Below are 23,496 nucleotides of genomic sequence, written 5' to 3'. Positions count from 1 at the left end.
GCTTGGTCTTCACCTGTGTGACACGCGAGGTTGGGCAAGGGTTGTGGTGGCGGGCCGACCCGGACCCCCAGGCCGACCCAGGCTCCACACGCCGACCCGGGCCGATCCAGGCCCCCAGGCCGACCCGGGCCGACCCAGGCCCCCAGGCCGACCCGGGCCGACCCAGGCCCCCAGGCCGACCGGGTCCCCAGGCCGGCCCAGGCCCTCGTCGCGCCCGGCGGCCGGCCCGGGCGTCAGTCGGCGAAGTTCGCGCCCAGGCGCGGGGTGCCGGTGCCGGGGACGCCCACCGTGCCGGGGTAGATGCCGGAGGTGCCCTTGAGGGAGCCGTCGGCGCCGGAGATCAGGGGGTAGACGGCGCCGTTGCCGCCGTTCTCGCCGTAGGCGCCGATGACCACGTCCGCGCGGCCGTCGCCGTTCAGGTCGTCGGCGTGCACGTCCGTCCCCAGGAAGTCGTGCTTCTCGTCGCTGTCCGGTACGCCGGGCGTGTTCTGGGTGAGGAGCTTCGCGCCGCGCCCGCTGATGCCGGAGCCGTTCGCGCGGCCGTACAGGACGGTCACCGCGCCCGCGTCCCGCACTCCGTCGACGGTCTCGCCGGGGGCGCCGACGACCAGGTCCAGGTTGCCGTCGCCGTTGATGTCGCCGAGGTCCAGCTCGTTGCCGAAGCTGTCGCCCTTCTCGCTGCTGCCGGGGACGCCGGAGCTGTTCTGGGTGAACTTGTCGCGGTCCCCGTGCGCCGGGCCCCGCTTCCCGCCGTGCACGACGTGCACCGCGCCGCCCCTGGCCGCGCCGGGGAGGCCGCTGTCCCAGTAGTTGCCGACGACGACGTCGTCGTAGCCGTCCTTGTCGGTGTCGCCCAGGTCCGTGATGACGCCGGGGAGCAGCTTCTGCGCGGCGGACACCTTGAGGCCGGAACGGGAGCCGGGGACCCACCAGTTGGCGTTGTAGCCGCGCCGGGTGTCGTTCTCGTAGCCGTTGACGACCAGGTCTTCCCTGTTGTCGCCGTTGGCGTCCCCGGAGTGCAGGTTCTTCACGCCGACCTCGCCGTTGCCGTGGATCCGGGGCGTGATGGTGTAGTGCCCGCCCGTCCTGCCGCTGCGGGTGAAGCCGCCGCGGTAGACGTCGACGACGGCCGTCGTGACCGTGCCCATGGCGATGTCGTCCTTGCCGTCGCCGTTGAAGTCGCCGGCCTCCAGGACCCCGCCGAAGTTGTCGTGCTTCGAGGGCCGCGGGTCCTTCAGGGTGGTACCGCCCTTGAGGCCGCTCGGGGAGCCCCACAGGATCTGGAGGCTGCCGCCGTCCTTGTCCCGGCCGACGTCCTCGCCGGAGACGCTCACGAGCAGGTCGTCGTAGCCGTCGTCGTCGAAGTCCCCGTACGCCAGGTCGAGTCCGAACCAGTCCTGCGCCTCGGCGTCCCCGGGGACGCCCGGGCTGTTCTGCGTGTACTTCACGGAGCGGCCGACGCCACTCGCCTTGCCGTACGTGACGACGACGGCACCGGCATACTTCTTTCCATTCACGTACGTGAAGGGGGCGGAGGTGGCGATGTCCGCGCGGCCGTCCCCGTCGAAGTCGGCGTCGGTGGCCGGGAGTCCGGCGCGGGGCGCTGCCGCGGCCGTCGGTACGGCGCTCACGAGGAGACCGCCGGTGAGCGCCACGGTTGTCGTGGCGGCGGCCAGCCGGAGGCCGCGGCCGGGTCTGCGGGAGCGGGTGTCGCGGGAGGTGGTGCGCTTGCGCTGAGCCATGCGGTGATCTCTCCTGCGTGTCTGGGGGTGTGTTTGCCGGGACGTGGCCGTGCGTTTGCGTGTGCGTTGGCCTGGACCTTGGCCTAGGAGAGACCCCCGAAGGGGTGTGAGGGTTGTGTGCGACCGGGGTGAAGTTACCTTGCTGTTATGGGGAGTTGGCGCCTCCGGTAGTAGGCGTACGTCAGCGCGAGCACCATGGGGCCCCACAACACGAACAGTCCGCTGACGGTCCCGGCGAGGAGCCGCCACCACCCGTTCGTATACGGCACGTCGGAGAAGCCGCCGATGTGGAACGTGCAGAGCACCCAGTCGACCAGCAGCGCGGTGAACAGCAGGCCGCTCAGCGCCGCGGGCACCGCCACGAGCAGCGGCGGAATCCGCCGCCCGCGGAGCCGCGGCACCCAGTGGGGGACGGTCTCGCCCCACGGCCGCACCAACCCCCGGCACAACAGGGCGAACGCCTCGGTCAGCAGGCTCAGGGACGCCACGTAGAGCACGCTCCGCCAGAGGGGCCATGTCTCGGCCGCCACGTCCATGCCCATCTGGTAGCCGAAGCCGATGGGCAGCCGCCACAGGCATACGGGCAGGGCCACGAGCGGCAGCAGACGGGCCACGCGCTCCGCCCAGCGGGGCACGGGCCGCTCGGTCACCCCGACGGCGTGGGCCGCACTCGTACCCACCGGACTCGCTTCGTCGATCGCCATGGACACCACTGTTGTCGACCGGCGGCGCACCGGAATCGGGCCGTCGCGCGATGTTCTCCTCCCCCGCGCGGCGGAGGCTTTCGCCGGGGTGTCCGCCCACAGGTGCGGAGTTGGACCGAAGGTCCCGGAGCTGTGTATGATCAAGGCACAACTTCGGCGCACAGCACCGGAGTCGCGCGTCTGTGGTCCAAGGAAAGACGCCCATCATCCGATGGGAAATGTAGGTGCAAGGCCTGCCGGGCGCTCCACGAAGTCGATGGCCCCCTCACTGATCGGTGAGGGGGCCATCGGCGTTCCCTACGTCATCGGCGTTCCCGGGTCAGGCGGCCGGGCGCCACCGGGCCCGCGCGGCGGTCGCGCGGGCCCGGCAGCGGGAGCCGGTGCCTAGCGGCCCATGACCGCGCCGTACTCGCGGGCCCCGGAGAGGCCCAGCTTGCCCGGAGTGAGGGTGACCATGGCCGGGTTGGGGCCGTCCTTCGGGGTCCTGCCGTACCAGACGCCGCCCTTCGAGGCGTCCTCGCCGGGCGCGCCGACCGCGATGTCCGGGTACGTGTCGCCGTTGTAGTCGCCCACCGCGACCGCCGCGCCGAAGCGGTCACCCGCCTCTGCCGTGCCGGGCACGCCCGCCGAGTCCTGGCTGACGGACGGGCCCACGAAGGGCTTGCCGGTGCCCGCGGAGGCCAGCGTCCAGTAGCTGCCCGCCTTCTTCGCGGCGCCCACCGCCTCGGTGTCGGCGCCCACGATCAGCTCGTCGATGCCGTCCCGGTCGAGGTTGCCCACGGCAAGGCGCGCACCGAAGTTGTCCTCGATCTCGGCGGTGCCGCCGACCTGCGGGGAGTCCTGCGTGGTGCAGGCGACCGGTCCGCCGAGCGTCGAGTCCTTCTTGCCGTAGACCGTGGCGATCGCGCCGCCCACGGGGTTCTGGCAGAACGCCTCGCTCGGGTCCTCCGACTCCGGATTGGCCTGGACGCCGCCCAGGGCCAGATCCGTCGTCCCGTCGCCGTCGAAGTCGCCCGCGGCGAGGGCCGTCGACCCGTTGCCCGTCGACCACTGGGTCTTCCACTCGCCGGAGGCGCGGCTGACGACCTTGGTGCCGAGGATCTCCATGCCGCCGTACGCCAGCGCCAGGTCGTCGCGCCCGTCCCCGTCGAAGTCGCCCGTCGTGACCGCGCGCGGGCCGCCGAAGTGCCAGCTGTCGACGCGCGACAGCTTCGCGGGCGAGCCCGCCTTGAACGGGCCCGGGCGCAGCATCAGCGCGCTGGATTCGTCGGAGTGCGAGTTCAGGACGATGTCACGCTTGCCGTCGCCGTCGAAGTCGCCCGTGGTGAGCACGGCGCCCAGGTTGTTGTCGGAGTAGGCGCCGCTGGCGGCCGTGAAGCCGCCCTTGATGCCGGACTTCGCGCCCCACAGGATCGTGACGGTGCCCGCGCTCAGGTGCGTACCGTTGTCCTCCTTGGGGGTGCCGACGACGATGTCGGTGATGCCGTCGCCGTTCATGTCGCCGGTCGTCACCGTCTGGCCGAAGCCGTCGCCCTTCTCGGCGTTGCCGGGAACCCCGGCGGAGTTCTGGCTGACGGTCGTCGAGCCGTGCTTGCCGAGGCCGTTCTTGCCGCCCCAGACCACGTTCACGTAGCCCGCCCCGGCCTTGCCGGCCACGGTCGCGCCGGGCACGCCGACCGCGAGGTCGGCGAAGCCGTCGCCGTTGAAGTCCGACTTCGCGGCCGGCCGGGGCTCGGCGGCCTGGGCGGCCGTCGCGGAGAAGCCGGCGAAACCGATCACGGTGGCCGTGCACAGCATCACGGCCGAGAGGTTCTTCTTGCGCAAGGGGTTCTCCAACTGAGCTGAGAGAGCTAGGGGTGTTGAGAGGGGGAGGGGCTGGGAGCGCGCCGTCAGCGCAGGGTTTCGCCGAAGGCCTTGCCGACACCGCCTGCCCCCGCGGGCAGCCGCACGCCGAAGTCGGAGCCGTTGAACGAGGTCGCGCGCGGGGTCGTGACGCCCGCCGCCGAGCCGCGCAGGACCCACACCGCGCCCGCGTCCCGCCGCGCGGCGGAGCCCGAGCCGATGTCCTCGCCGCCCGCGCCGACCGCCAGGTCCGCCTTGCCGTCCTTGGTGACGTCCTTCAGGCGGACGTTCGAGCCGAACGCGTCACCGGCCTCGCCGACGCCCGGCACCCCGGGGGTGTCCTGGTGCAAGGCCCGGCCGTTCTCCAGGCCGCGCGCGCCGCCCTTGAGGACGACGACGCTGCCCGCGCCCCGCACGGCCGGGGAGCCGGTCGTCTCGCCGGGCGCGCCGACGGCGACATCCGCACGGCCGTCACCCGTCACATCGCCTGCGGCCACCGAACGGCCGAACTCGTCGCCGTCCTCGCCGCTCCCGGGCACGCCCGCGCTGTCCTGCGTGTACGTCACGGGCGCGCGGAACTTCGCGTCACCGCCGCGGCGGACGCTGACGGCACCGCCCTTCGCCGCACGCGGATTGCCGGTGACCAGGTCGTCGTAGCCGTCGCCGTCGACATCGCCCACGGCGAGCGGGTCGCGCGAGGCGCTCGGGTCGTCGCCCTCGGCGAGGACGCCGGACCAGTAGCCGTAGTCGCCCGCGCCGCCCTTCATGTACGCGGTGTAGGCGCCGCCCTCGGCGCGCTCGCCGGTGAGGACGTACGTGTAGCCGTCCTTGGACGTGAAGTGGCCCGCGGTCATGTTGTCCAGGCGGACGCCCTGGGGCAGGAAGTCGGTCTCCAGGCCGATCGCGTGGCCGTCCCGGGGCACGCCGTCGGCGTAGAACCACCAGCTGTCGCCGCTGATCACGGCGAGGTTCGCGGACTCGTCACCGTCGATGTCGACGAAGACGGCGGCCTCGCCGAAGCGGCGCTCGCTGTCGGCGGGCGCGGAGAGGGTCCGACCGCCCTTCTTGAAGCCGCCCTTGCCGCCCCAGACGATCGTGACGGTGCCCTCGGGCTTGCCGGTCGTCCTCTCGCCGGGGGCGCCGACGATCAGGTCCGCGTAGCCGTCGTTGTTCACGTCACCGCTGGTGACGCTCTCGCCGAACTCGTCGCCCCGCTCGGTGACTCCGGGCACCCCGGCCGTGTTCTGCGTGACGGTCGTGGCCCGTGAGGTGCCGACGCCCGCCGCCGAACCGTACGTGACCGTCACGGAATTGGCCCCCGGCGTACCGATCGCCAGGTCGCGGTAGCCGTCGCCGTTGAAGTCGTCCTTGCGGACGCTGGGCGCGGCGGCGGCCGTGCCCGCCAGCGGCAGAGTGACACCGGCCGCGGCGAGGGCGACCGCGGTCGCCGTGAGGGCCAGGTTCCTTACGCGCACGTACGCTCCCCGTGGGTGAAGTGGTGCTTCCGGGGATGTGACAGGCGGGCTGTACGAATGGTTGTGCGGGGTTGGCTGTGAGGTGAATCAGGGCTTTCGGGCTAGCGCGTGCTGAACATCGTCGTGGAGAAGACGAGCCCCGGCTTCCGCTCCACCAGGACGCCGGACCCCAGGCCCCGGTACACCGCCACGCGGTCCCTGCCCCGCCCCGCGGAGGTCCGTACGACCAGGTCCGCGCGCCGGTCGCCGTCGAAGTCGGCCACCTTGAGGACCTGGACGGTCCCGCCCGCGCCCGTGGGGGCGAGCGTCGCCGTGGGGCGGGCCGCGAGGCCCGAGGCGCGGCCCCGGTAGAGCCGCACCTCGCCGGATCCGCCGCCGCTCACGACGAGTTCGCTGCGGCCGTCGCCGTCGAGGTCGCCCGTCCGCACGCTCGCGTCGCGCACCGCCAGGGCGGCCCGCGCGGTGCCCGGCACGGCGTAGCGCAGGGCGATGCCGCCCGGCCCGGGGAGCGCGGCGTCCACCGCCCGCCCGCCGCGGAAGGTGCCGAAGGCCGTGTCCGTGCCCGCCGGGAGTGCCGCCCCGGTGCGGCTCGGCCCGCCGGGCCCGCCGAGGACGAGGGCGCCCGGGGAGGCGCCCGCGGCCTCGCGGACCACCAGGTCGTCGTAGCCGTCGCGGTTCACGTCCACCGCGGGGCCGCCCGTCACCAGCTCGTTGCCGGGCGCGGTGAGCGGCGCGGCGGCGGTCCGCGGCGCGCCCGCGCGGCTGAAGGGGCCGCGCAGGAAGGTCAGATGGGCGCCGCTCGCGTGCAGTACGAGGTCACGGGCGCCGTCCCCGTCGAAGTCGCCGCACACCGGCTGGTCCGGCCAGTCGTTGCCGAGCCGCGCCCGCGCGGGCACCCGGAGCTGGACGGCCTTGCCGGTCAGGCCCTTCGGGGAGCCGTAGAGGAGCTGGAGCGGCACCGGCGGCTGCCCCTGGCCGTCGTACGGCGGATCCGTGGAGACCACGAGGTCGGTGAACCCGTCCCCGTCCAGGTCGCACGCCGCCTCGGACTCGAACGCGGTGGGCAGCTCGCCCTGCGTACGAGCGCCGTGGGCGCGCGCGGTGAGCAGCTGCCGGGCGGCGGGGACGAGCCCGGCGCGGCCGCCGTACACGACGCCGATGCCGGGGTCGTCGCCGTGCCCGCGGTGCGCCAGGTCGTCGAGGACGAGGTCACGGGCGCCGTCGCCGTTGAAGTCGTCGGGCACCTCGCTGCCCTTGCCGTGCGGGACGGCCTGCTGGGGCGCGCCGCGCGCCGTGAGGCCACCGGAGCTGGGGCGGGCGTGGGACTCGCCGTCGCCGCCGCAGCCCGCCAGGACCAGGGCGCCGACGGCGGCGGCCAGCAGCCGTGCACCGGTTCTCCTCAAGCCACCCACCCCACAGGACCGTGTAGTCGTCATGAGCACCACAGGTTTACACGAACGACGAAGGGCCGGTCCCGCCCAGCGGCGGAACCGGCCCGAAAGGTCCGTCTCGTACGGGAATCCCGTACGAGGGCCCGTGCGGCTACTTCACCGGCTCGGGCTCCGGCTCGCTCTCCGCCTCGGCCTCGCCCGCCGGGGGCGGGTTGTCGGCCGGGGTCTTCACCGAGTCCAGCAGCAGCTGGGCGACGTCGACGACCTGGAGGGACTCCTTGGCCGCGCCATCGTTCTTCTTGCCGTTCACGGAGTCCGTGAGCATGACGAGGCAGAACGGGCAGGCCGTCGACACGATGTCCGGGTTGAGGCTGAGGGCCTCGTCCACGCGCTCCGTGTTGATGCGCTTGCCGATCCGCTCCTCCATCCACATCCGCGCGCCGCCGGCGCCGCAGCAGAAGCCGCGCTCCTTGTGGCGGTGCATCTCCTGCTGGCGCAGGCCGGGGACGGCGGACATGATCTCGCGCGGCGGCGTGTAGACCTTGTTGTGCCGGCCCAGGTAGCACGGGTCGTGGTAGGTGATCAGGCCCTCGACCGGGGTGACCGGGACGAGCCTGCCCTCGTCGATGAGGTGCTGGAGCAGCTGGGTGTGGTGGATGACCTCGTAGTCGCCGCCGAGCTGCGGGTACTCGTTCGCGATGGTGTTGAAGCAGTGCGGGCAGGTGGAGACGATCTTCTTGGCCGACGTGGGCTTCTTCGTCGACTCGTCCTCGTCGTCCTCACCGAAGGCCATGTTCAGCGAGGCCACATTTTCCGCGCCGAGCTGCTGGAACAGCGGCTCGTTGCCGAGTCGCCGGGCCGAGTCGCCGGTGCACTTCTCGTCGCCGCCCATGATCGCGAACTTGACGCCCGCGATGTGCAGCAGCTCCGCGAAGGCCTTCGTGGTCTTCTTGGCCCGGTCCTCCAGGGCGCCCGCGCAGCCGACCCAGTACAGGTAGTCGACCTCGGTGAGGTCCTCGATGTCCTTGCCGACGACCGGGACGTCGAAGTCGACCTCCTTGGTCCACTCCAGGCGCTGCTTCTTGGCGAGGCCCCAGGGGTTGCCCTTCTTCTCCAGGTTCTTGAGCATCGTGCCCGCCTCGGACGGGAACGCGGACTCGATCATCACCTGGTAGCGGCGCATGTCGACGATGTGGTCGATGTGCTCGATGTCCACCGGGCACTGCTCGACGCAGGCGCCGCAGGTGGTGCAGGACCACAGGACGTCCGGGTCGATGACGCCGTTCTCTTCGAGGGTGCCGATCAGGGGACGCTCGGCCTCGGCGAGGGCGGCGGCGGGCACGTCCGCGAGCTGCTCGGCCGAGGCCTTCTCCTCGCCCTCCATGGACTTGCCGCCACCGGCGAGCAGGTACGGGGCCTTGGCGTGCGCGTGGTCGCGCAGCGACATGATCAGGAGCTTCGGCGACAGGGGCTTGCCGGTGTTCCAGGCGGGGCACTGCGACTGGCAGCGCCCGCACTCGGTGCAGGTGGAGAAGTCGAGGATGCCCTTCCAGGAGAACTGCTCGACCTGGCTGACGCCGAAGACGGTGTCCTCGTCCGGGTCCTCCCAGTCGATCTCCTTGCCGCCGCTCGTCATCGGCAGGAGCGCGCCGAGCGCGGTGGAGCCGTCGGCCTTCCGCTTGAACCAGATGTTGGGGAAGGCCAGGAAGCGGTGCCAGGCGACGCCCATGTCGGTCTTCAGGGCGACCGTGATCATCCAGATGAAGGAGGTGGCGATCTTCAGGCCCGCGAAAAAGTACGTCAGGTTCTGGAGGGTGGAGACGTCCATGCCCGAGAACCACGAGACGAACGGGTACGAGAGGAAGAACGAGGCCTCGTAGCCGTCCACGTGGTGCTGGGCGCCCTCCAGGGCGTGCAGCGTGAAGATGCAGACGCCCACGACGAGGATGACGCCCTCGACGAAGTACGCCTGACCCGTGTTGGAGCCCGCGAAGCGGGACTTGCGCCCCGGCTTGCCGGGACGGTTCAGCTGCCGGATGACGATCAGCGTCAGGATGCCGAGGACGGTCATCGTCCCGAGGAACTCGACGAAGACGTTGTACGGCGCCCAGTTCCCGATGACCGGCAGCACCCAGTCGGCCTTGAAGAGCTGGCCGATGGCGTTCACGATCGTGAGCAGCAGGGAGAAGAAGCCCACCGCCACGAACCAGTGCGCGACGCCGACGATGCCCCACCGGTTCATCCGGGTGTGGCCGAGGAACTCCTTGGCCACGGTGAGGGTGCGCTCGGCGGGAGCGTCGGTCCTGGTGCCCGCGGGCACGGCCTGGCCGAGCCGCACGAACTGGTAGATCTGCAGGATGGCACGGCCGAACAGCGCGACGCCGACCGCGATTAGGACCAGCGACACGATGATCGCGGCGAGTTGCATTTCGGGGCTCCTCAGGCCTGCGAGGCGTCTATTACTAAGCAGTAACTTATGCAGTCCGTCTGAGACTACCCACATACTGTGCGCCCGCGCAGCCGGGCAGGCGGTGATCTGTGTCGCTCAGGCTGCCCTTGCCGCCGTCGGGTGTCCCGGCTCAACCGTTCCGGGCCGGGGGCCGTCTCTCCCCGTGATCCCGGGGTTGCGCGTAAGGGGTGGATAAGAGTTGAGCCCCCAAGACTCAGGTCTGTTGACTCAGGGGGGCCCGTGGGGCATCCTTGAGTCAGTTCCACTCAAGTAGGTATCTGGAGGCATTGAAATGGCACGTGCGGTCGGCATCGACCTGGGCACGACTAACTCCGTCGTCAGCGTTCTCGAAGGCGGCGAGCCCACCGTCATCACCAACGCCGAAGGCGCCAGGACCACGCCGTCCGTCGTCGCCTTCGCCAAGAACGGTGAGGTCCTGGTCGGCGAGGTCGCCAAGCGCCAGGCTGTCACCAACGTCGACAGGACCATCCGCTCCGTGAAGCGCCACATGGGCACGGACTGGAAGGTCGACATCGACGACAAGAACTTCAACCCGCAGCAGATCAGCGCCTTCATCCTCCAGAAGCTGAAGCGCGACGCCGAGGCGTACCTGGGCGAGAAGGTCACGGACGCGGTCATCACCGTGCCCGCGTACTTCAACGACTCCGAGCGCCAGGCCACCAAGGAGGCCGGCGAGATCGCGGGCCTGAACGTCCTGCGTATTGTCAACGAGCCGACTGCCGCCGCCCTGGCCTACGGCCTCGACAAGGACGACCAGACCATTCTCGTCTTCGACCTCGGTGGCGGCACCTTCGACGTCTCGCTGCTCGAGATCGGCGACGGCGTCGTCGAGGTGAAGGCCACCAACGGCGACAACCACCTCGGTGGTGACGACTGGGACCAGCGCGTCGTCGACTACCTGGTCAAGCAGTTCGCCAACGGCCACGGCGTCGACCTGTCCAAGGACAAGATGGCGCTCCAGCGCCTGCGCGAGGCCGCCGAGAAGGCGAAGATCGAGCTGTCGTCCTCCACCGAGACGACGATCAACCTGCCGTACATCACGGCCTCCGCCGAGGGCCCGCTGCACCTGGACGAGAAGCTCACGCGCGCCCAGTTCCAGCAGCTGACCAGCGACCTTCTTGAGCGCTGCAAGACGCCGTTCCACAACGTGATCAAGGACGCGGGCATCGCCCTCTCCGAGATCGACCACGTGGTCCTCGTCGGCGGCTCCACCCGCATGCCCGCCGTCGCCGAGCTGGTCAAGGAGCTGACCGGTGGCAACGAGGCCAACAAGGGCGTGAACCCGGACGAGGTCGTCGCCATCGGCGCCGCCCTCCAGGCCGGTGTCCTCAAGGGCGAGGTCAAGGACGTCCTGCTCCTCGACGTCACCCCGCTGTCTCTCGGCATCGAGACCAAGGGCGGCATCATGACCAAGCTGATCGAGCGCAACACCACGATCCCGACGAAGCGCTCCGAGATCTTCACGACGGCCGAGGACAACCAGCCGTCCGTGCAGATCCAGGTCTACCAGGGCGAGCGCGAGATCGCGGCGTACAACAAGAAGCTCGGCATGTTCGAGCTGACCGGCCTGCCCCCGGCCCCGCGCGGCGTCCCGCAGATCGAGGTCTCCTTCGACATCGACGCCAACGGAATCATGCACGTGACCGCGAAGGACCTCGGCACGGGCAAGGAGCAGAAGATGACCGTCACCGGTGGCTCCTCGCTGCCGAAGGACGAGGTCAACCGCATGCGCGAAGAGGCCGAGAAGTACGCGGACGAGGACCACGCGCGCCGCGAGGCCGCCGAGTCGCGCAACCAGGGCGAGCAGCTCGTCTACCAGACGGAGAAGTTCCTCAAGGACAACGAGGACAAGGTCCCCGGTGACGTCAAGACCGAGGTCGAGACGGCCGTCGCCGAGCTGAAGGAGAAGCTCAAGGGCGAGGACACCGCCGAGATCCGCACCGCCACGGAGAAGGTCGCCGCCGTCTCCCAGAAGCTGGGCCAGGCCATGTACGCCGACGCCCAGGCCGCGGGCGCGACCGGCGCCGAAGGCGCAGCCCCGGGTGGCGAGGCGCCGAACATGTCCAAGGACGACGACGTCGTGGACGCCGAGATCGTCGACGACGAGAAGCCCGGTGACGCGAAGGGCGGCGCTGCCTGATGACGGAGGAGACCCCGGGCTTCGGCGACGCCGAGCGGCCCGACGTCCCCTCCGGCGCCACCCCTGACGACGCGGCGCCGCAGGCCGCCGAGCCCTCCACCGAGGAGGGCCCGGCGGCCCCGGCCGGGGACGCAATGCGAGAAGCAGGACTGACGGCCCAGCTGGACCAGGCCCGCTCGGCGCTCAGTGAGCGCACCGCGGACCTCCAGCGCCTCCAGGCCGAGTACCAGAACTACCGCCGCCGCGTGGAGCGGGACAAGGTGACGGTGAAGGAGATCGCCTCGGCGAACCTCCTGACCGAGCTGCTCCCGACCCTCGACGACGTCGGCCGCGCGCGGGACCACGGCGAGCTGGTCGGCGGCTTCAAGTCGGTGGCCGAGTCGCTGGAGACCGTCGTCGCCAAGATGGGCCTCCAGCAATTCGGCAAGGAGGGCGAGCCCTTCGACCCGACGATCCACGAAGCCCTGATGCACAGCTACGCGCCGGACGTCACGGAGACGACGTGCGTCGCGATTCTCCAGCCGGGGTATCGCATCGGCGAGCGCGTCATCCGTCCCGCCCGCGTGGCGGTCGCGGAGCCGCAGCCCGGCGCGCAGACGGTGAAGCCGGAATCGGCCGACGCCGAGGGCGACAAGCCGGACGCGGCGGAGCAGGGCGAAGCCAAGGACGCCAGGCCCAGTGACCAGGCGGCCCAGGCGGACCAGGCCGACCAGGCCGAGAGCAAGGAGAACGGTGGCCCGGACAAGGGCTGACGTTGACACGGACGGCGACGTCGACCGCGGCCGGGCCTTCGGCGACCATGATGGTCACCGGCCCCGCGCCGCGGTCGGCGTCGGCGTCGACCTGACGACGAGGAAGGAGGGACGTCGGGGATGAGCACCAAGGACTTCATCGAGAAGGACTACTACAAGGTCCTCGGCGTCCCCAAGGACGCCACCGAAGCCGAGATCAAGAAGGCGTACCGGAAGCTCGCCCGCGAGAACCACCCGGACGCCAACAAGGGCAACGCGAAGGCCGAGGAGCGCTTCAAGGAGATCTCCGAGGCGAACGACGTCCTCGGCGACCCGAAGAAGCGCAAGGAGTACGACGAGGCCCGCGCGCTCTTCGGCAACGGCGGATTCAGGCCAGGCCCCGGAGCGGGCGGCGGCACGTTCAACTTCGACCTGGGGGACCTCTTCGGAGGCGGCGCCCCGGGCGGCGGTGGAGCGGGCGCCGGCGGCTTCGGCGGCGGCCTAGGTGACGTCTTCGGGGGCCTGTTCAACCGCGGCGGCACGGGCGCGGGCACGCGCACGCAGCCGCGCCGCGGCCAGGACATCGAGTCCGAGGTCACGCTGAGCTTCACGGAGGCGGTGGAGGGCGCGACGGTTCCGCTGCGCATGTCCTCCCAGGCCCCCTGCAAGGCGTGCTCGGGCACCGGCGACAAGAACGGCACGCCGCGCGTCTGCCCCACCTGCGTGGGCACGGGCCAGGTCTCCCGGGGCGGCGGTGGCGGGTTCTCCCTCACCGACCCCTGCGTGGACTGCAAGGGCCGCGGCCTCATCGCCGAGACGCCCTGCGAGGTGTGCCACGGCAGCGGCCGCGCGAAGTCCTCGCGGACGATGCAGGTGCGCATCCCGGCGGGCGTCAGCGACGGCCAGCGGATCCGCCTGCGCGGCAAGGGCGCGCCCGGCGAGCGCGGCGGCCCCGCCGGCGACCTGTACGTGGTCGTGCACGTGGACGCCCACCCGGTCTTCGGCCGCAGGGGCGAGAACCTCACGGTGACGGTCCCGGTGACCCTCACCGAGGCCGCCCTCGGCGGGGAGGTGCGGGTGCCCACGCTCGGCGGCGTGCCCGTCACCCTGAAGCTGCCCCCCGGCACGCCGAACGGGCGCACGATGCGGGTCCGCGGCAAGGGCCCCGCCCGCAAGGACGGCACGCCGGGCGACCTGCTCGTCACGGTGGAGGTGTCCGTACCGACGACGCTGTCCGACGAGGCGAAGGAAGCCCTGGAGGAGTACCGCAAGGCGACTGCGGATCTCGATCCGCGGGCAGAACTGTTCAAGGCCGCGAAGGGAGCGTGACCTCATGGAGCGGGACGGCCGCCGACGCAACCCGTATCAGCTGACGGACGAGACCCCGGTGTACGTCATCTCGGTGGCGGCCCAGCTCTCCGGTCTCCACCCCCAGACCCTGAGGCAGTACGACCGCCTCGGCCTGGTCTCGCCCGACCGCACCGCGGGCCGTGGCCGGCGGTATTCCGCCCGGGACATCGAGCTGCTCCGCACCGTGCAGCAGCTCTCCCAGGAGGAGGGCATCAACCTCGCGGGCATCAAGCGCATCATCGAGCTGGAGAACCAGGTCGCCGCGCTCCAGTCCCGGGTCGCCGAGCTGTCGGCGGCCGTCGAGGGCGCGGCGGTCGCGATGCAGCAGCGCGAGGCCCAGGTCCACGCCTCCTACCGCCGCGACCTGGTGCCGTACCAGGACGTGCAGCAGGCGAGCGCGCTCGTGGTGTGGCGGCCGAAGAGGTCGCCGGAGCAGTAGCAGCAGCCCGCCGGAATGCGGCACTTGAGGCCGGGCGGCCCGCGTACGAACGACTCGTGCGCGACCGCCCGGCCTTCGTCGTGCCGGGGCGCTGGTGCGGCTCAGCCGTCGCCGGGCGTCGGCGACGGCTCCCCGGGGCTCGGCGAGCTGGTCGGCGGCTGCGTGGGCTGCGGGGTGGGCTCGGTCGGCCTTGTGGTGGTCATGGCGGCCTTGGAGGCGTTGCCCGCGGCGTCGACCGCCTTCACCCAGTAGACGGCCGGGCGGTCCCCACCCGGGGCCCGGGTGTCACGGAACGAGGTCGTCGTGGACGTGCCGATCTTCTTGAGGGGCGCGTGCGGGGACTCCGAGCGGTAGACCGTGTACGACACGGCCTCGGTGCCGTCGCGCCAGGCCAGGGCCACCCCGGGCCCGTCGTCGGGCGTGACCACGGAGAGCTGCTCGGGCGGCAGGGGCGCGATGGTGTCCCGCGCCGCCCGCGCGGCGGCGGAGTAGGGCGAGGTCTTCCCCGCGGAGCCGACGGCCTTGACCTTGTAGGCGTACGGGACGTCGGGCACGACCCGCTCGTCGGTGTACTTCGGCGACGTCGCGGTGCCGACGCGGGTGAAGGCGCCGTCGGCCTCGGCCCGGTACACCTCGTACTTCCGGGCACCCGAAGAGGCGTTCCAGGTCAGCGAGTTGGCGCGCTCACCGGACACCGCCCTGAGCTTCTCGGGGGCCTTGGGCGCGGTGCCCGAGGCGGGGGCGGCGGTGGCGCGGGCGGGCCCGGTGTCGAGCACGGCGCCGAGGCCGAGCCCCGCGGCGAGCACGGCGGCGGCCGCCGCCGACGGGACGACGACGGTGCGGAGACGGGATCTCCGCGAGGAGTGAGACACGGCTGGCAGTCCCTTTCCGAAAGTGACGGGAGGCGCAGACGTGGGGGGAGAAACTGCTGGTCCGTGGGGGACTGCGCACTCTACCCAGCAGCCGTGCGGGAACGGTAGGCGGCGTGCCGCGCTCCTATAGTTGGCAGGCTGTCGTGTTTCTTCCGCGGGAAAGCTGGATCTCCATGGCCATGGTGGGGCTGTTCTGGATCGCCGAGGGCGATGTGTACGTGGGCTCGAAGCCGTCCGGGCTCGCTCCCGGGGTCCGGCTGACGCCCGAGGGGGTGGCCGGGCTCGGGCATCAGCAGTCCGGCCTGTGGCTGTGGGACGACGTACGGGCGCTGACCGTCGAGGACGTCCCCGTGAAGTCGCTGAAGCGGCAGGTCGGGATGGTGGTGGACATGGCGCTCACGGTCGGGCTCGGCGGCGGTGAGGACGCGCCGTCGATGACCGTGTGCGTGGAGACCGCAGAGGCGGAGGTCGAGCTGACCGCGTACGTGGCGGCGGCGTACGGCTACTCCCAGAAGGAGTACGACCTGTCCCGCGCCCTGCTCGCCCGCCTCACGGAGGGGGCCGCGACGCTGCTGACCACGCTGTCGGCGATGGCCGAGTGGGGGCGCTCGCACGAGGGCGGCACGCCCCGCAAGGAGCTGCGCGAGCGGCTGCTGCGGGAGTGGGCGGGCGAGGCGTAGGCCCGCTCCGCCCGCGCGGGGCGTGGTGGCCCCGGCCCGCCGTGGAACGAGGGCGGGCCGGAGCACCTTAGGGAAGCGCGACCCCGCGGGGGGAGACCACAACAGAGCCGCTGCGGTCACCACGATGCAACGCCGTGCCCACGCTCCGCTACCGTCAACTTGTTGCGGTGCAAGGGGCGGGGGCGGGGGCAAGTCGCCGCAATCGGGGACGTTCGTGATTCAGCGCGTGCGGTCGGGGCTGAGGAGGCCCGACTGGCCGATGAGGTAGCCGAGTTGGGTGCGGCTCGTGCTGCCGAGGACCTTGGACAGCTTGGCGATGTGGACGCGTACGGTACGCACGTTCATGCCCAGGCGTTCGGCGATGCCCGCGTCGGTGAGGCCCTCGGTGAGGAGTTCGGCGATGGCGAGCTGGCGGGCGGTGACGCCGCCCCGCGCGGGCTGCGGCGCCGGGTGCGGGAACAGGGGCGTGGCCAGGCCCCACAGGCGGTCGAAGAGCGCGGCCAGATAGCCGGCCAGGGCGGGTACGCGGATCTCCAGGGCGAGCGCGCGGTCCCGGTCGGCGGGCAGGAAGGCGACCGCCCGGTCGAAGACGACCAGTTGGGCGGTGACCTCGTTCAGCGTGCGGACCTCCACGTCGCCCTCCAGACGCTCGAAGCGGGCGATCACGGGGTAGGCGTGCCGGGTCGTGTGCTGGTGGAGGGTGCGCATGCGGCAGCCCCGGGACAGCAGCGGCTGCTCGCGCGGCGGCGCCAAGGCCAGGTCCCGGACGCGGTGGGACCCGCCGGGCCGGACGGTCAGGACCTCGTCGGAGCAGGCGTCCGCGGCCCGGCGGACGGCGCCGGCGATGCGGGGCAGGCCCTCGTGCACGGCGATCACGGGCGCCCTGGTCCGCGGGGCGCCGTCCGGCGGCGCGCTCACGCCGGGCTGTTCCGCGGCCCGGCGCGCGAGCGCGAGGAACGGCTCGAAGGCGGTGGCCAGGTCCGCCTCGCGGCGCCGCTCGTGCGCCACGTCCTCGTCGATGCCGCGCAGCAGCCGCAGCAGGGCGTGCGAGGGCGCGCTGGGCAGCAGCCACGCCATGTCGTCGAGGTCCGGGTGCAGCAGGCCGAAGTCGAGGAGGCAGGGCGCGTGTTCCGCGTCGCGGGCGCGGACGCGGCCTTCACGCAGGGCCCGGCCGTAGAGCACGGCGCCCGCGGCGCACCAGGCGTCGGGGCCGTGCGGGCGGTGGCGTCCCCAGGCGCCCGAGGCGCCCGAGGCGCCCGAGGCACCCGAGGCGTTCGCGGCGTTCACCGGCCGGTCGGGAGACACCGTGGGGAAGGGCGTTCGAGTATTCCGGACCGGCTGATGAGAAAGCCGAGTTGCGTACGGCTCGCGCTGCCCAGCACCTGGGCCACCTTGGCGATGTGGACGCGTACCGTACGGACGTTCATGCCGGTGCGGCTCGCGATTTCCGTGTCGGTGAGGCCTTCGGTGAGAAGGCGCGCGATCTCCAGCTGGACCGGTGAGACCGCCTTGTCGGGCAGGGGCGGGGCGTCCTCCCGGTACAGGGGCCGCGCGAGCCGCCAGAGGATGTCGAAGGCCGTCGCGATGTACGTGACGAGCGCGGGCGAGCGCACCTCGAAGGCGATCTCGTCGGCGGGGTCGTCCCCCGCGGCCGCGGGCAGGAATGCGACGCGCCGGTCGAGGACGATGAGGCAGGGCGGCAGCTCGTCGAGCGTGCGGGCCTCGCCGTCGGCGGCGGGCCCCAGCGGGTGCGTCCGGGGCGGTGGCGCGGGGGCCAGCGGCGGCTGGGCCAGGGTGCGCAGCTGCCCGCCGCGCGCGACGAACTCGGCCATGCGCCAGGGCTCGTCGTGCGGCAGGAGCGCGGGCTTGGGGCGGCTCGGCTGGACCGCGAGGAGTTCCTCGCCCGCGTCGGCGAGGGCCTGCCGCACGGCCGTCCTGATCCGGGGCAGGCCCTTGAGGACGGTGAGGTGCGCCGCCGCCGAGTCCGGGTCGGGGGCCGGCTCCGCCCGGATGAACGGCTCGAAGGCGGCGGCGAGGCGGGCGGCCCGGCCGCGGTGCCGCGCCACGCGCCGCTCGATGTCCTCCAGGAGCCGGGGCAGGGCCACGGCGGGGGCGGCGGGCAGCAGCCAGGCGGTGTCGCCCGCCGGGTCGGCGCGCAGCAGCCCGAAGGGGCGCAGGCAGGCGGCGTGGGGGGCGTCGGCGGGGACGCGGCCGTCGCGCAGGGCGCGCGCGTACAGCGCCTGTGCCTGCTCGCAGAGGGTGTCGTGGCCGTGCGGAGGGTGGGCCGAAGGGCCGGTGTCCGTCTCGCGCATCGCTCCGTCCGGCACGGCGTTCCCCTTGCTCCTCCCATCCGGCCCGCGCAGCGTGTGCGCATGACGGTGCGGCACGTAAGTGACCATTGTGACCAACGCGGCAACTGTCTTCAATGGCGGGGCTGTTCCTAGCAATCGCCCGCGCATTATTCAGGCTTCAACGGCCGCCCTCGGTCGTGGTCATGCCGGGGCGCGCCCGCGCGCGGGCGGCTCCGTTGGTCGGTGCCGCCCTTGGGCTTATGGTGCAGGGAACGCGCTCGCGGAACCGCGTGCCCGCGCGCGTGGAGAAGGGGGGCAGGGGTGGACGGGACCGGGCTGCGGGGAATACTCCGGAGGCTGCGCGCCGGAATCAGGCCCGAGGAAGCCGGGCTGGGCGCCAAACCGGCGCGCCGCCCCGGCCCGCGTGTCTCCGGCCTTTCCCAGCCCGACATGGACCTGCTCACGAACCGGTCGGTGGGCACCTATCACCGATTCGAGAGCGGCCGGCTGTCCCCGCGCGACGACTACCTCCGCCAGGTCGGCCACATCCTCCGCATGACCGAGGACGAGTTCACGCAGGTGTACCTGTTCGCGCTCGGCCAGCGCCCGCCGCACCCGCTGTCCCCCGACGCTGGCATCGCCGTGCCGTCGGCCGCCGCCTGGCAGCGCGCGGTCGCGGGGCAGCGCGAGATGGCGTACGTGATGAACGCCGAGTGGGACCTCGTCGCGTACAACGAGCGGTTCGCGGAGCTGTTCGCCGGCGGGGCGGTGCCCGCGAACGCGATGCGCTGGGTCGCGCTGTCCCCGCAGGCCCGGGAGGGCGTGCTCATGGACTGGTCGACGCGGTGGGCGCCCGCCGTCCTCAACCAGCTGCGGTTCGCCCGCATCCAGCACCCCGGCAACCGCACGCTCGCCCGGCTGCACCGCGACGTCCTCGGCGACGGCGTCGCCGGGCCCATCTACCGGCGCAGCGCCGAACTGTGCGCGCGCTCCGACGACGAGGCGCGGCCCCTGCGGCACCCCACGCGGGGCCCCGGCACGGTCACGATGCTGGTGGCGGAACCGGTGAACTCGCGGGGAGCGCGCCATGTGGTCCTGCTCTTCGAAGCGGCCGGGACCTGAACGCCCTGTACGGCCCTGAACGGTGAGGTGGTGGCGACATGGAGGCAGCCGGGGTGCGGACGCCCGCCGAGCCCTCCGACCGGGACGCGGCGGCGGGGCGGAGCGCCGCGCCCCGCACGCCCGAGGGCCACGCGGCCGCCGTGCACGCGATCGCCGACGACCTCAACGGCCGCGGCTACCCGGTGACCTGGGTCGTCGACCGACAGCTCCTCGCCGGTGACTTCCCGCTCCAGGTGGTGGCGAAGGTCTCCGTGGTGCGGGTCCTGAACATCGCCCTCGACGCCCGGGGCGAGGGGCCCGCGCCCGTCCTGGTGTGGCGGGTGAGCATGGGGCGCCCGTCGTCGGTGCGGTGGGAGCAGTCGGCGGTGCTCGACCTGGGGGCCGGCAGCCTGGACGGGGAGCGGGTGGTCCGCGAGGCCCTGCGCGCGGTCGGCCTGCCGCTGCAACGGGCCATCTAGGCGCGCTCGCCGAGGATGCCCGACTGCCCGATGAGGTAGCCGAGCTGGGCCCGGCTCTGGCTGTTCAGGACGGCCGACAGCTTGGCGATGTGCACGCGGGCCGTGCGGACGTTCATCCCGAGCCGGGTGGCGATCTCGGTGTCGGTGAGGCCCTCGGTGAGCAGCTCGGCGATCGCGAGCTGGCGGGGCGTGATGCCCTGCCGCGGCGGCTGCGGGGCCGCGTCCGGCCACATGGGCGTGGCCAGCTGCCACAGCAGCTTGAAGGTGGTCACCAGATAGGAGATGACGGCTGGCTGGTGTATCTCCAGGGCCACGTCCCGGCTCTCGCCCGCCGGGATGAAGGCGACGGAGCGGTCGAACACGAGCAGCCGGTTCGGCAGTTCGGTCAGGGTGCGGGCCTCCACGTCGCCGTCGAGCCGCTGGAAGTAGGCGTACACGGGGCAGGCGCGCAGGGTCGTGTGCGGGTAGAGCGAGCGCATGCGGCCGCCGCGGGACAGCAGGCCGTCCGCGCGCGGCAGGGCGTGCTCCAGGGTCTCCTGGGCCCGTCTGCCGCCGGGCTGGATGGCCAGGGCCTCCCGGCTCGAACGGGACGCGGCCCGGTCGATGGCCGCGTTGATGTGCGGCGCGCCCCTGATGACCGTGGCGCCCGGTGCGCGGGCCCCGGTGAACTGCCGCTCCCCGAGCGTCATCAGCGGGGCGAAGACCTCGGCGAGCCGCCGCTGCCGCGCGCGTTCGTCGGTGACGTCGGCGTCGAGGGCGTGCAGCAGCCGGGGCAGCGCGACGGACGGGGCGGTGGGCAGCAGCCGGGAGGCGTCGCCGTGGTCGGGGTGGAGGAGGCCGAGGTCGATCAGGCAGGGGGCCAGGTCCGCCGCCGCGGCCGGCACGCTGCCGTCCTGGAGGGCGCGGACGTATGTGCTCCTGCCCACTCCGCACAGTTCCCCGGCGCCGTGCGGACGGTGATCCCTCGCCACGTCGCTGCCCCTCCTCACGGCTCGCCGGCGTCGGTCCGCCGGCTCCCACGCTCAGCAGCTAGTGATTCTGGTTCAGGATTCCTGACTGTCCAATGAGATATCCGAGTTGGGCCCGGCTGTTGCTGCCGAGGATCGCGGCGAGCTTCGCGATGTGTTCGCGTGCGGTACGCACGTTCATGCCGAGCCGCTCGGCTATCTCCGTGTCCGTGAGGCCTTCGACGAGGAGTTCGGCGATGGCCCGCTGGCGGGTCGTGACCCCGTTCTCCGCGGGCAGCTGGGCCGCGTGCGGGTACATGGGGGTCGCGAGGCGCCACAGTCGTTCGAAGGTGGTGATGAGGTAGTCGACGATCGCCGGCTGGCGTATCTCCAGGGCCGCCGTGCGGTCCTTGCTGGCCGGTATGAATGCCACCGTGTGGTCGAGGACGACCATGCGCTCGGTTACTTCGTTGAGCGTGCGGACCTCTACGTCACCGTCCAGTTGTTCGTAGTGTGCGAGGGCGGGAAGGGAGTGACGGGTGGTGTGCTGGTAGAGCGTGCGCATGCGGCAGCCGCGGGACAGGAACTCCTGCTCGCGCGGGAGCGCGTCGGCGAGGATCTCGGGGGAGCGGGCGCCGCCGGGCTGGACGGTGCGCAGCTCGTGGGCGGCGTCGGCGGTGGCCCGGGTGATCGCCTCGTTGATCCGGTCGAAGCCGTCGAGGACGGAGATGTCCTGGTGCTCGGCGCCCACGGTCTGGCGGGCGTCGAGCGCCATCAGGGGCTCGAACATCGCGGTGAGGCGCTCCTCGCGGCGGCGCTGCTGAGCGATGCGGTCCTCGATGCCGCGCAGGAGCTGGGGCAGGGCGATGGCGGGGGCGGTGGGGCGCAGCCAGCGCATGTCCTCGACGTCGGGGTGCAGCAGGCCGAAGTCGATGAGGCAGGGGGTGGAGTCGGCGTCCCGCTGGGCGACGCGGCCCTCGCGCAGCGCGCGGGTGTAGAGGGCGGAGCCCTCCGCGCACAGCTCGTCGGGTCCGTGCGGGTGGGGGTGCCTGCGGGGGTCGGGGGTCATTTCGGCTTGTCCTGCCCGAGGATGCCGGACTGGGCGATCAGGTAGCCGAGTTGGGCGCGGCTGCCGCTGCCGAGGGCGGCGGCGATCTTGGCTATGTGGGCGCGGCAGGTGCGCACGTTCATACCGAGGCGGCGGGCGATCGCCTCGTCCACGTGGCCCTCGATGAGCAGGCGTGCGATGGAGCGCTGGACGCCCGTGATGCCGTCGGTGGAGGGCGGGTACGGGTCCTCGTCGAGCAGGGGCGTCGCCTGCTGCCACTGCTGCTCGAAGACCTTGAGGAGGTATTCGACCAGGGCGGGGTGCCGGATCTCCAGGGCGTCCTGGCGGTCGGCGCGGGCCGGGAGGATGGCGACGCTGCGGTCGAAGATCATCAGTCGGTCGATCACCTCCTCCAGCGTGCGTATCTGCACGTTGCCGTGCGACATGTAGGCCGCGTAGGCGAGGGTGCCCCGGCTGTGCCGGACGGTGTGCTGGTAGAGCGTACGCATGGAGATGCCGCGGTCGAGGATGGTCTGCCCGCGCCGGAGCGCGATATTCAACCTCTCTTCACTTCGGCCGCCGCCGGGCTGGACCGTCAGGACCTCGTGCCGGCACTCGGCCGTGGCCTGCTCGATCGCCTCGTTGATGCGGGCCTCGCCCTCCAATACCGTGATCGCGTGGCTCGCGGGTTCCACACGCGTGGGGATGGCCATAAATGGCTCGAAGGTGTCGGTGAGTTCGACCGCGAGCCGCCTGCGGTCCTGGATCTCGCGCTCGATGGGGTGGAGCCGTTGAGCCAAAGCCGTGGCCGGTGGAACGGGGCGCAGCCAGTCCGCGTCATCCGGGTCGGGATGCACGAGCGCGGACTCCAGAAGGCACGGTGCGTTCTCGGCCTCGGCCCGTGCGAGCCGCCCGTTGCCCAGCGCGCTGGCGTACAGCCTCGCCCCTTCACCACACAGTGGGGTCTCGGGGTGAGGATGTGTCGGTTTAGCGTCAGTTGTGAGCAATTCTCCACCCCCCAGGGTCCTGAACGTGCAGGAACATGATGCATCCACCCTGTGGCTTTGACGTGCTCGATTGAGACATCGTCTTGTTGTGCCGGGGGAGAGGAACCTACCAAGTGAGGACGAAGCCGACCATGTTCAAGCGCATGCTTCGCGCGGTCCTGGTGACCGCTCTCTCCGCAGGGATTGGCCTGGGTGCGGTGAGTGCCATGGATCTCGCCTGGAGCCACCCGGCGAAGAGCACAGCCGCGCCGTCCGACCTCGCCTGGATCACGCCGGCGGGTGACAAGGCATGAGTACGCCTCCCGATGACCGCACCTTCCGCCGGGAAATGGCCACGGCCTACCGGTCGGGCTGGCACTTCATCGACCTCGCCACCGCGATCCCCCACCCCGGTGACTCGTTGATGGTCACCCTGGTCGGCGAGCCGGTGATCATCGTACGGGACGACGACGAGGACATCCGTGCCTACCGGTGCCTGCGCCGCCCCCGCGGCGCGCCCCAGCCGGTGCGCTGCGCCGTGCGCTACGGCATGGTCTTCGTCAACCTCGATCAGCGTGACCACCAGCTGATCGGGAAGCGGAAGCGCGACGCCGAGCGGCACTCCGCGGCTTCCGACCCCCTCACAGCCACCCCCCGCAGCGCCTGACGCGATTCCCCCGTCGTTGTAAATCGCGCAGGTGCTTCCCCCAGCAGCGGGGGGGGGGGGGGGGGGGAGAAGGGGGGGGGGGGGGGGGGGGGGGGGGGGGTGGGGGGTGGGGGGGGGGGGGAGGGGGGGGGGGGGGGTGGG

The 23,496-nt window shown here is 72.2% G+C and carries 21 protein-coding genes; 9 read left to right on the top strand and 12 right to left on the bottom strand.

Translation table 11 applies throughout. The annotated features are described in order from the left end of the window. Positions 1 to 233: 233 nt before the first annotated feature. From AC07GB_RS37690 to AC07GB_RS37665, 6 genes are all read right to left on the bottom strand, one after another. On the bottom strand, positions 234 to 1,742 hold the full coding sequence (locus tag AC07GB_RS37690) for an FG-GAP and VCBS repeat-containing protein (protein WP_478853705.1): 1,509 nt from the start codon (positions 1,740 to 1,742) through the stop codon (positions 234 to 236). A gap of 134 nt (positions 1,743 to 1,876) precedes the next feature. Further along, positions 1,877 to 2,446, bottom strand: a complete 570-nt coding sequence (locus AC07GB_RS37685) for a hypothetical protein (protein WP_478853703.1) — start codon at positions 2,444 to 2,446, stop codon at positions 1,877 to 1,879. Positions 2,447 to 2,830: 384 nt separating this feature from the next. Next, positions 2,831 to 4,270 carry an FG-GAP and VCBS repeat-containing protein gene (locus AC07GB_RS37680; RefSeq protein WP_478853701.1) on the bottom strand — a complete coding sequence of 480 codons (1,440 nt, stop codon included), beginning with the start codon at positions 4,268 to 4,270 and terminating at the stop codon, positions 2,831 to 2,833. Positions 4,271 to 4,335: 65 nt separating this feature from the next. After that, positions 4,336 to 5,763, bottom strand: a complete 1,428-nt coding sequence (locus AC07GB_RS37675) for an FG-GAP and VCBS repeat-containing protein (RefSeq protein ID WP_478853699.1) — start codon at positions 5,761 to 5,763, stop codon at positions 4,336 to 4,338. A 101-nt stretch (positions 5,764 to 5,864) separates the two neighbouring features. Then, positions 5,865 to 7,166 (bottom strand): FG-GAP repeat domain-containing protein, encoded by a 1,302-nt coding sequence (locus AC07GB_RS37670; RefSeq protein WP_478853697.1) that lies wholly within the window; start codon positions 7,164 to 7,166, stop codon positions 5,865 to 5,867. 139 nt (positions 7,167 to 7,305) lie between these two features. Further along, a complete protein-coding gene (locus tag AC07GB_RS37665; protein ID WP_478853695.1) occupies positions 7,306 to 9,582 on the bottom strand; it encodes a (Fe-S)-binding protein in 2,277 nt (758 codons plus the stop codon). Between the two features lie 313 nt (positions 9,583 to 9,895). On the opposite strand from AC07GB_RS37665, the gene dnaK reads away from it, so the two are divergent. The 4 genes from dnaK to AC07GB_RS37645 all read left to right on the top strand — a co-directional run bounded on the left by dnaK (position 9,896) and on the right by AC07GB_RS37645 (position 14,284). After that, positions 9,896 to 11,764: a molecular chaperone DnaK gene (gene dnaK, locus AC07GB_RS37660; protein ID WP_478853693.1), complete on the top strand. Its 1,869-nt coding sequence runs from the start codon at positions 9,896 to 9,898 to the stop codon at positions 11,762 to 11,764. Beyond that, complete coding sequence (gene grpE, locus AC07GB_RS37655) at positions 11,764 to 12,516, top strand: nucleotide exchange factor GrpE (RefSeq protein WP_478853691.1); 753 nt, start codon at positions 11,764 to 11,766, stop codon at positions 12,514 to 12,516. Before dnaK ends, grpE begins: the two co-directional genes overlap by 1 nt. Positions 12,517 to 12,636: 120 nt before the next feature. Further along, positions 12,637 to 13,824: a molecular chaperone DnaJ gene (dnaJ, locus tag AC07GB_RS37650; protein ID WP_478853689.1), complete on the top strand. Its 1,188-nt coding sequence runs from the start codon at positions 12,637 to 12,639 to the stop codon at positions 13,822 to 13,824. Between the two features lie 4 nt (positions 13,825 to 13,828). Then, positions 13,829 to 14,284, top strand: a complete 456-nt coding sequence (locus tag AC07GB_RS37645; RefSeq protein ID WP_144320071.1) for a heat shock protein transcriptional repressor HspR — start codon at positions 13,829 to 13,831, stop codon at positions 14,282 to 14,284. Positions 14,285 to 14,385: 101 nt separating this feature from the next. Here AC07GB_RS37645 and AC07GB_RS37640 read toward each other — a convergent pair whose 3' ends face one another. After that, positions 14,386 to 15,156: a fibronectin type III domain-containing protein gene (locus AC07GB_RS37640; RefSeq protein WP_478853687.1), complete on the bottom strand. Its 771-nt coding sequence runs from the start codon at positions 15,154 to 15,156 to the stop codon at positions 14,386 to 14,388. Between the two features lie 173 nt (positions 15,157 to 15,329). On the opposite strand from AC07GB_RS37640, the gene AC07GB_RS37635 reads away from it, so the two are divergent. Further along, positions 15,330 to 15,836, top strand: coding sequence for a hypothetical protein (locus tag AC07GB_RS37635; protein WP_478853685.1), 507 nt, complete (start codon positions 15,330 to 15,332; stop codon positions 15,834 to 15,836). Positions 15,837 to 16,055: 219 nt separating this feature from the next. On the opposite strand, the gene AC07GB_RS37630 is transcribed toward AC07GB_RS37635, so the two are convergent. Together AC07GB_RS37630 and AC07GB_RS37625 are read right to left on the bottom strand one after the other, a co-directional pair. Then, positions 16,056 to 17,123, bottom strand: coding sequence for a helix-turn-helix transcriptional regulator (locus AC07GB_RS37630; protein ID WP_478853683.1), 1,068 nt, complete (start codon positions 17,121 to 17,123; stop codon positions 16,056 to 16,058). Next, complete coding sequence (locus AC07GB_RS37625; protein ID WP_478853681.1) at positions 17,120 to 18,163, bottom strand: helix-turn-helix transcriptional regulator; 1,044 nt, start codon at positions 18,161 to 18,163, stop codon at positions 17,120 to 17,122. The genes AC07GB_RS37630 and AC07GB_RS37625 overlap by 4 nt, the downstream gene beginning before the upstream one ends. Before the next feature lie 414 nt (positions 18,164 to 18,577). Between AC07GB_RS37625 and AC07GB_RS37620 the strand changes: the two genes are divergently transcribed. Together AC07GB_RS37620 and AC07GB_RS37615 are read left to right on the top strand one after the other, a co-directional pair. Then, positions 18,578 to 19,249, top strand: a complete 672-nt coding sequence (locus tag AC07GB_RS37620) for an MmyB family transcriptional regulator (protein ID WP_478853679.1) — start codon at positions 18,578 to 18,580, stop codon at positions 19,247 to 19,249. Between the two features lie 38 nt (positions 19,250 to 19,287). After that, positions 19,288 to 19,707: a hypothetical protein gene (locus AC07GB_RS37615; RefSeq protein ID WP_478853677.1), complete on the top strand. Its 420-nt coding sequence runs from the start codon at positions 19,288 to 19,290 to the stop codon at positions 19,705 to 19,707. On the opposite strand, the gene AC07GB_RS37610 is transcribed toward AC07GB_RS37615, so the two are convergent. From AC07GB_RS37610 to AC07GB_RS37600, 3 genes are read right to left on the bottom strand one after another with little or no spacing between them, the layout of a single operon-like run. After that, the gene (locus tag AC07GB_RS37610; RefSeq protein WP_478853675.1) at positions 19,704 to 20,678 is read right to left on the bottom strand and encodes a helix-turn-helix transcriptional regulator; all 975 of its coding nucleotides are present in this window, start codon (positions 20,676 to 20,678) and stop codon (positions 19,704 to 19,706) included. The two genes, AC07GB_RS37615 and AC07GB_RS37610, sit on opposite strands and share 4 nt — an antisense overlap. A gap of 58 nt (positions 20,679 to 20,736) precedes the next feature. Next, positions 20,737 to 21,723, bottom strand: coding sequence for a helix-turn-helix transcriptional regulator (locus tag AC07GB_RS37605; protein ID WP_478853673.1), 987 nt, complete (start codon positions 21,721 to 21,723; stop codon positions 20,737 to 20,739). After that, positions 21,720 to 22,709 (bottom strand): helix-turn-helix transcriptional regulator, encoded by a 990-nt coding sequence (locus tag AC07GB_RS37600; protein ID WP_478853671.1) that lies wholly within the window; start codon positions 22,707 to 22,709, stop codon positions 21,720 to 21,722. The genes AC07GB_RS37605 and AC07GB_RS37600 overlap by 4 nt, the downstream gene beginning before the upstream one ends. A 131-nt stretch (positions 22,710 to 22,840) precedes the next feature. On the opposite strand from AC07GB_RS37600, the gene AC07GB_RS37595 reads away from it, so the two are divergent. Then, entirely contained in the window at positions 22,841 to 23,002 is a 162-nt protein-coding gene (locus AC07GB_RS37595) for a hypothetical protein (RefSeq protein WP_170316475.1), read from the top strand. Next, positions 22,999 to 23,355 carry a Rieske (2Fe-2S) protein gene (locus AC07GB_RS37590; RefSeq protein ID WP_078869065.1) on the top strand — a complete coding sequence of 119 codons (357 nt, stop codon included), beginning with the start codon at positions 22,999 to 23,001 and terminating at the stop codon, positions 23,353 to 23,355. The genes AC07GB_RS37595 and AC07GB_RS37590 overlap by 4 nt, the downstream gene beginning before the upstream one ends. Positions 23,356 to 23,496: the final 141 nt, after the last annotated feature.

This window comes from Streptomyces sp. NPDC045778 (genome assembly GCF_056431945.1).
This window is presented reverse-complemented; position numbering and strand designations above follow the sequence as displayed.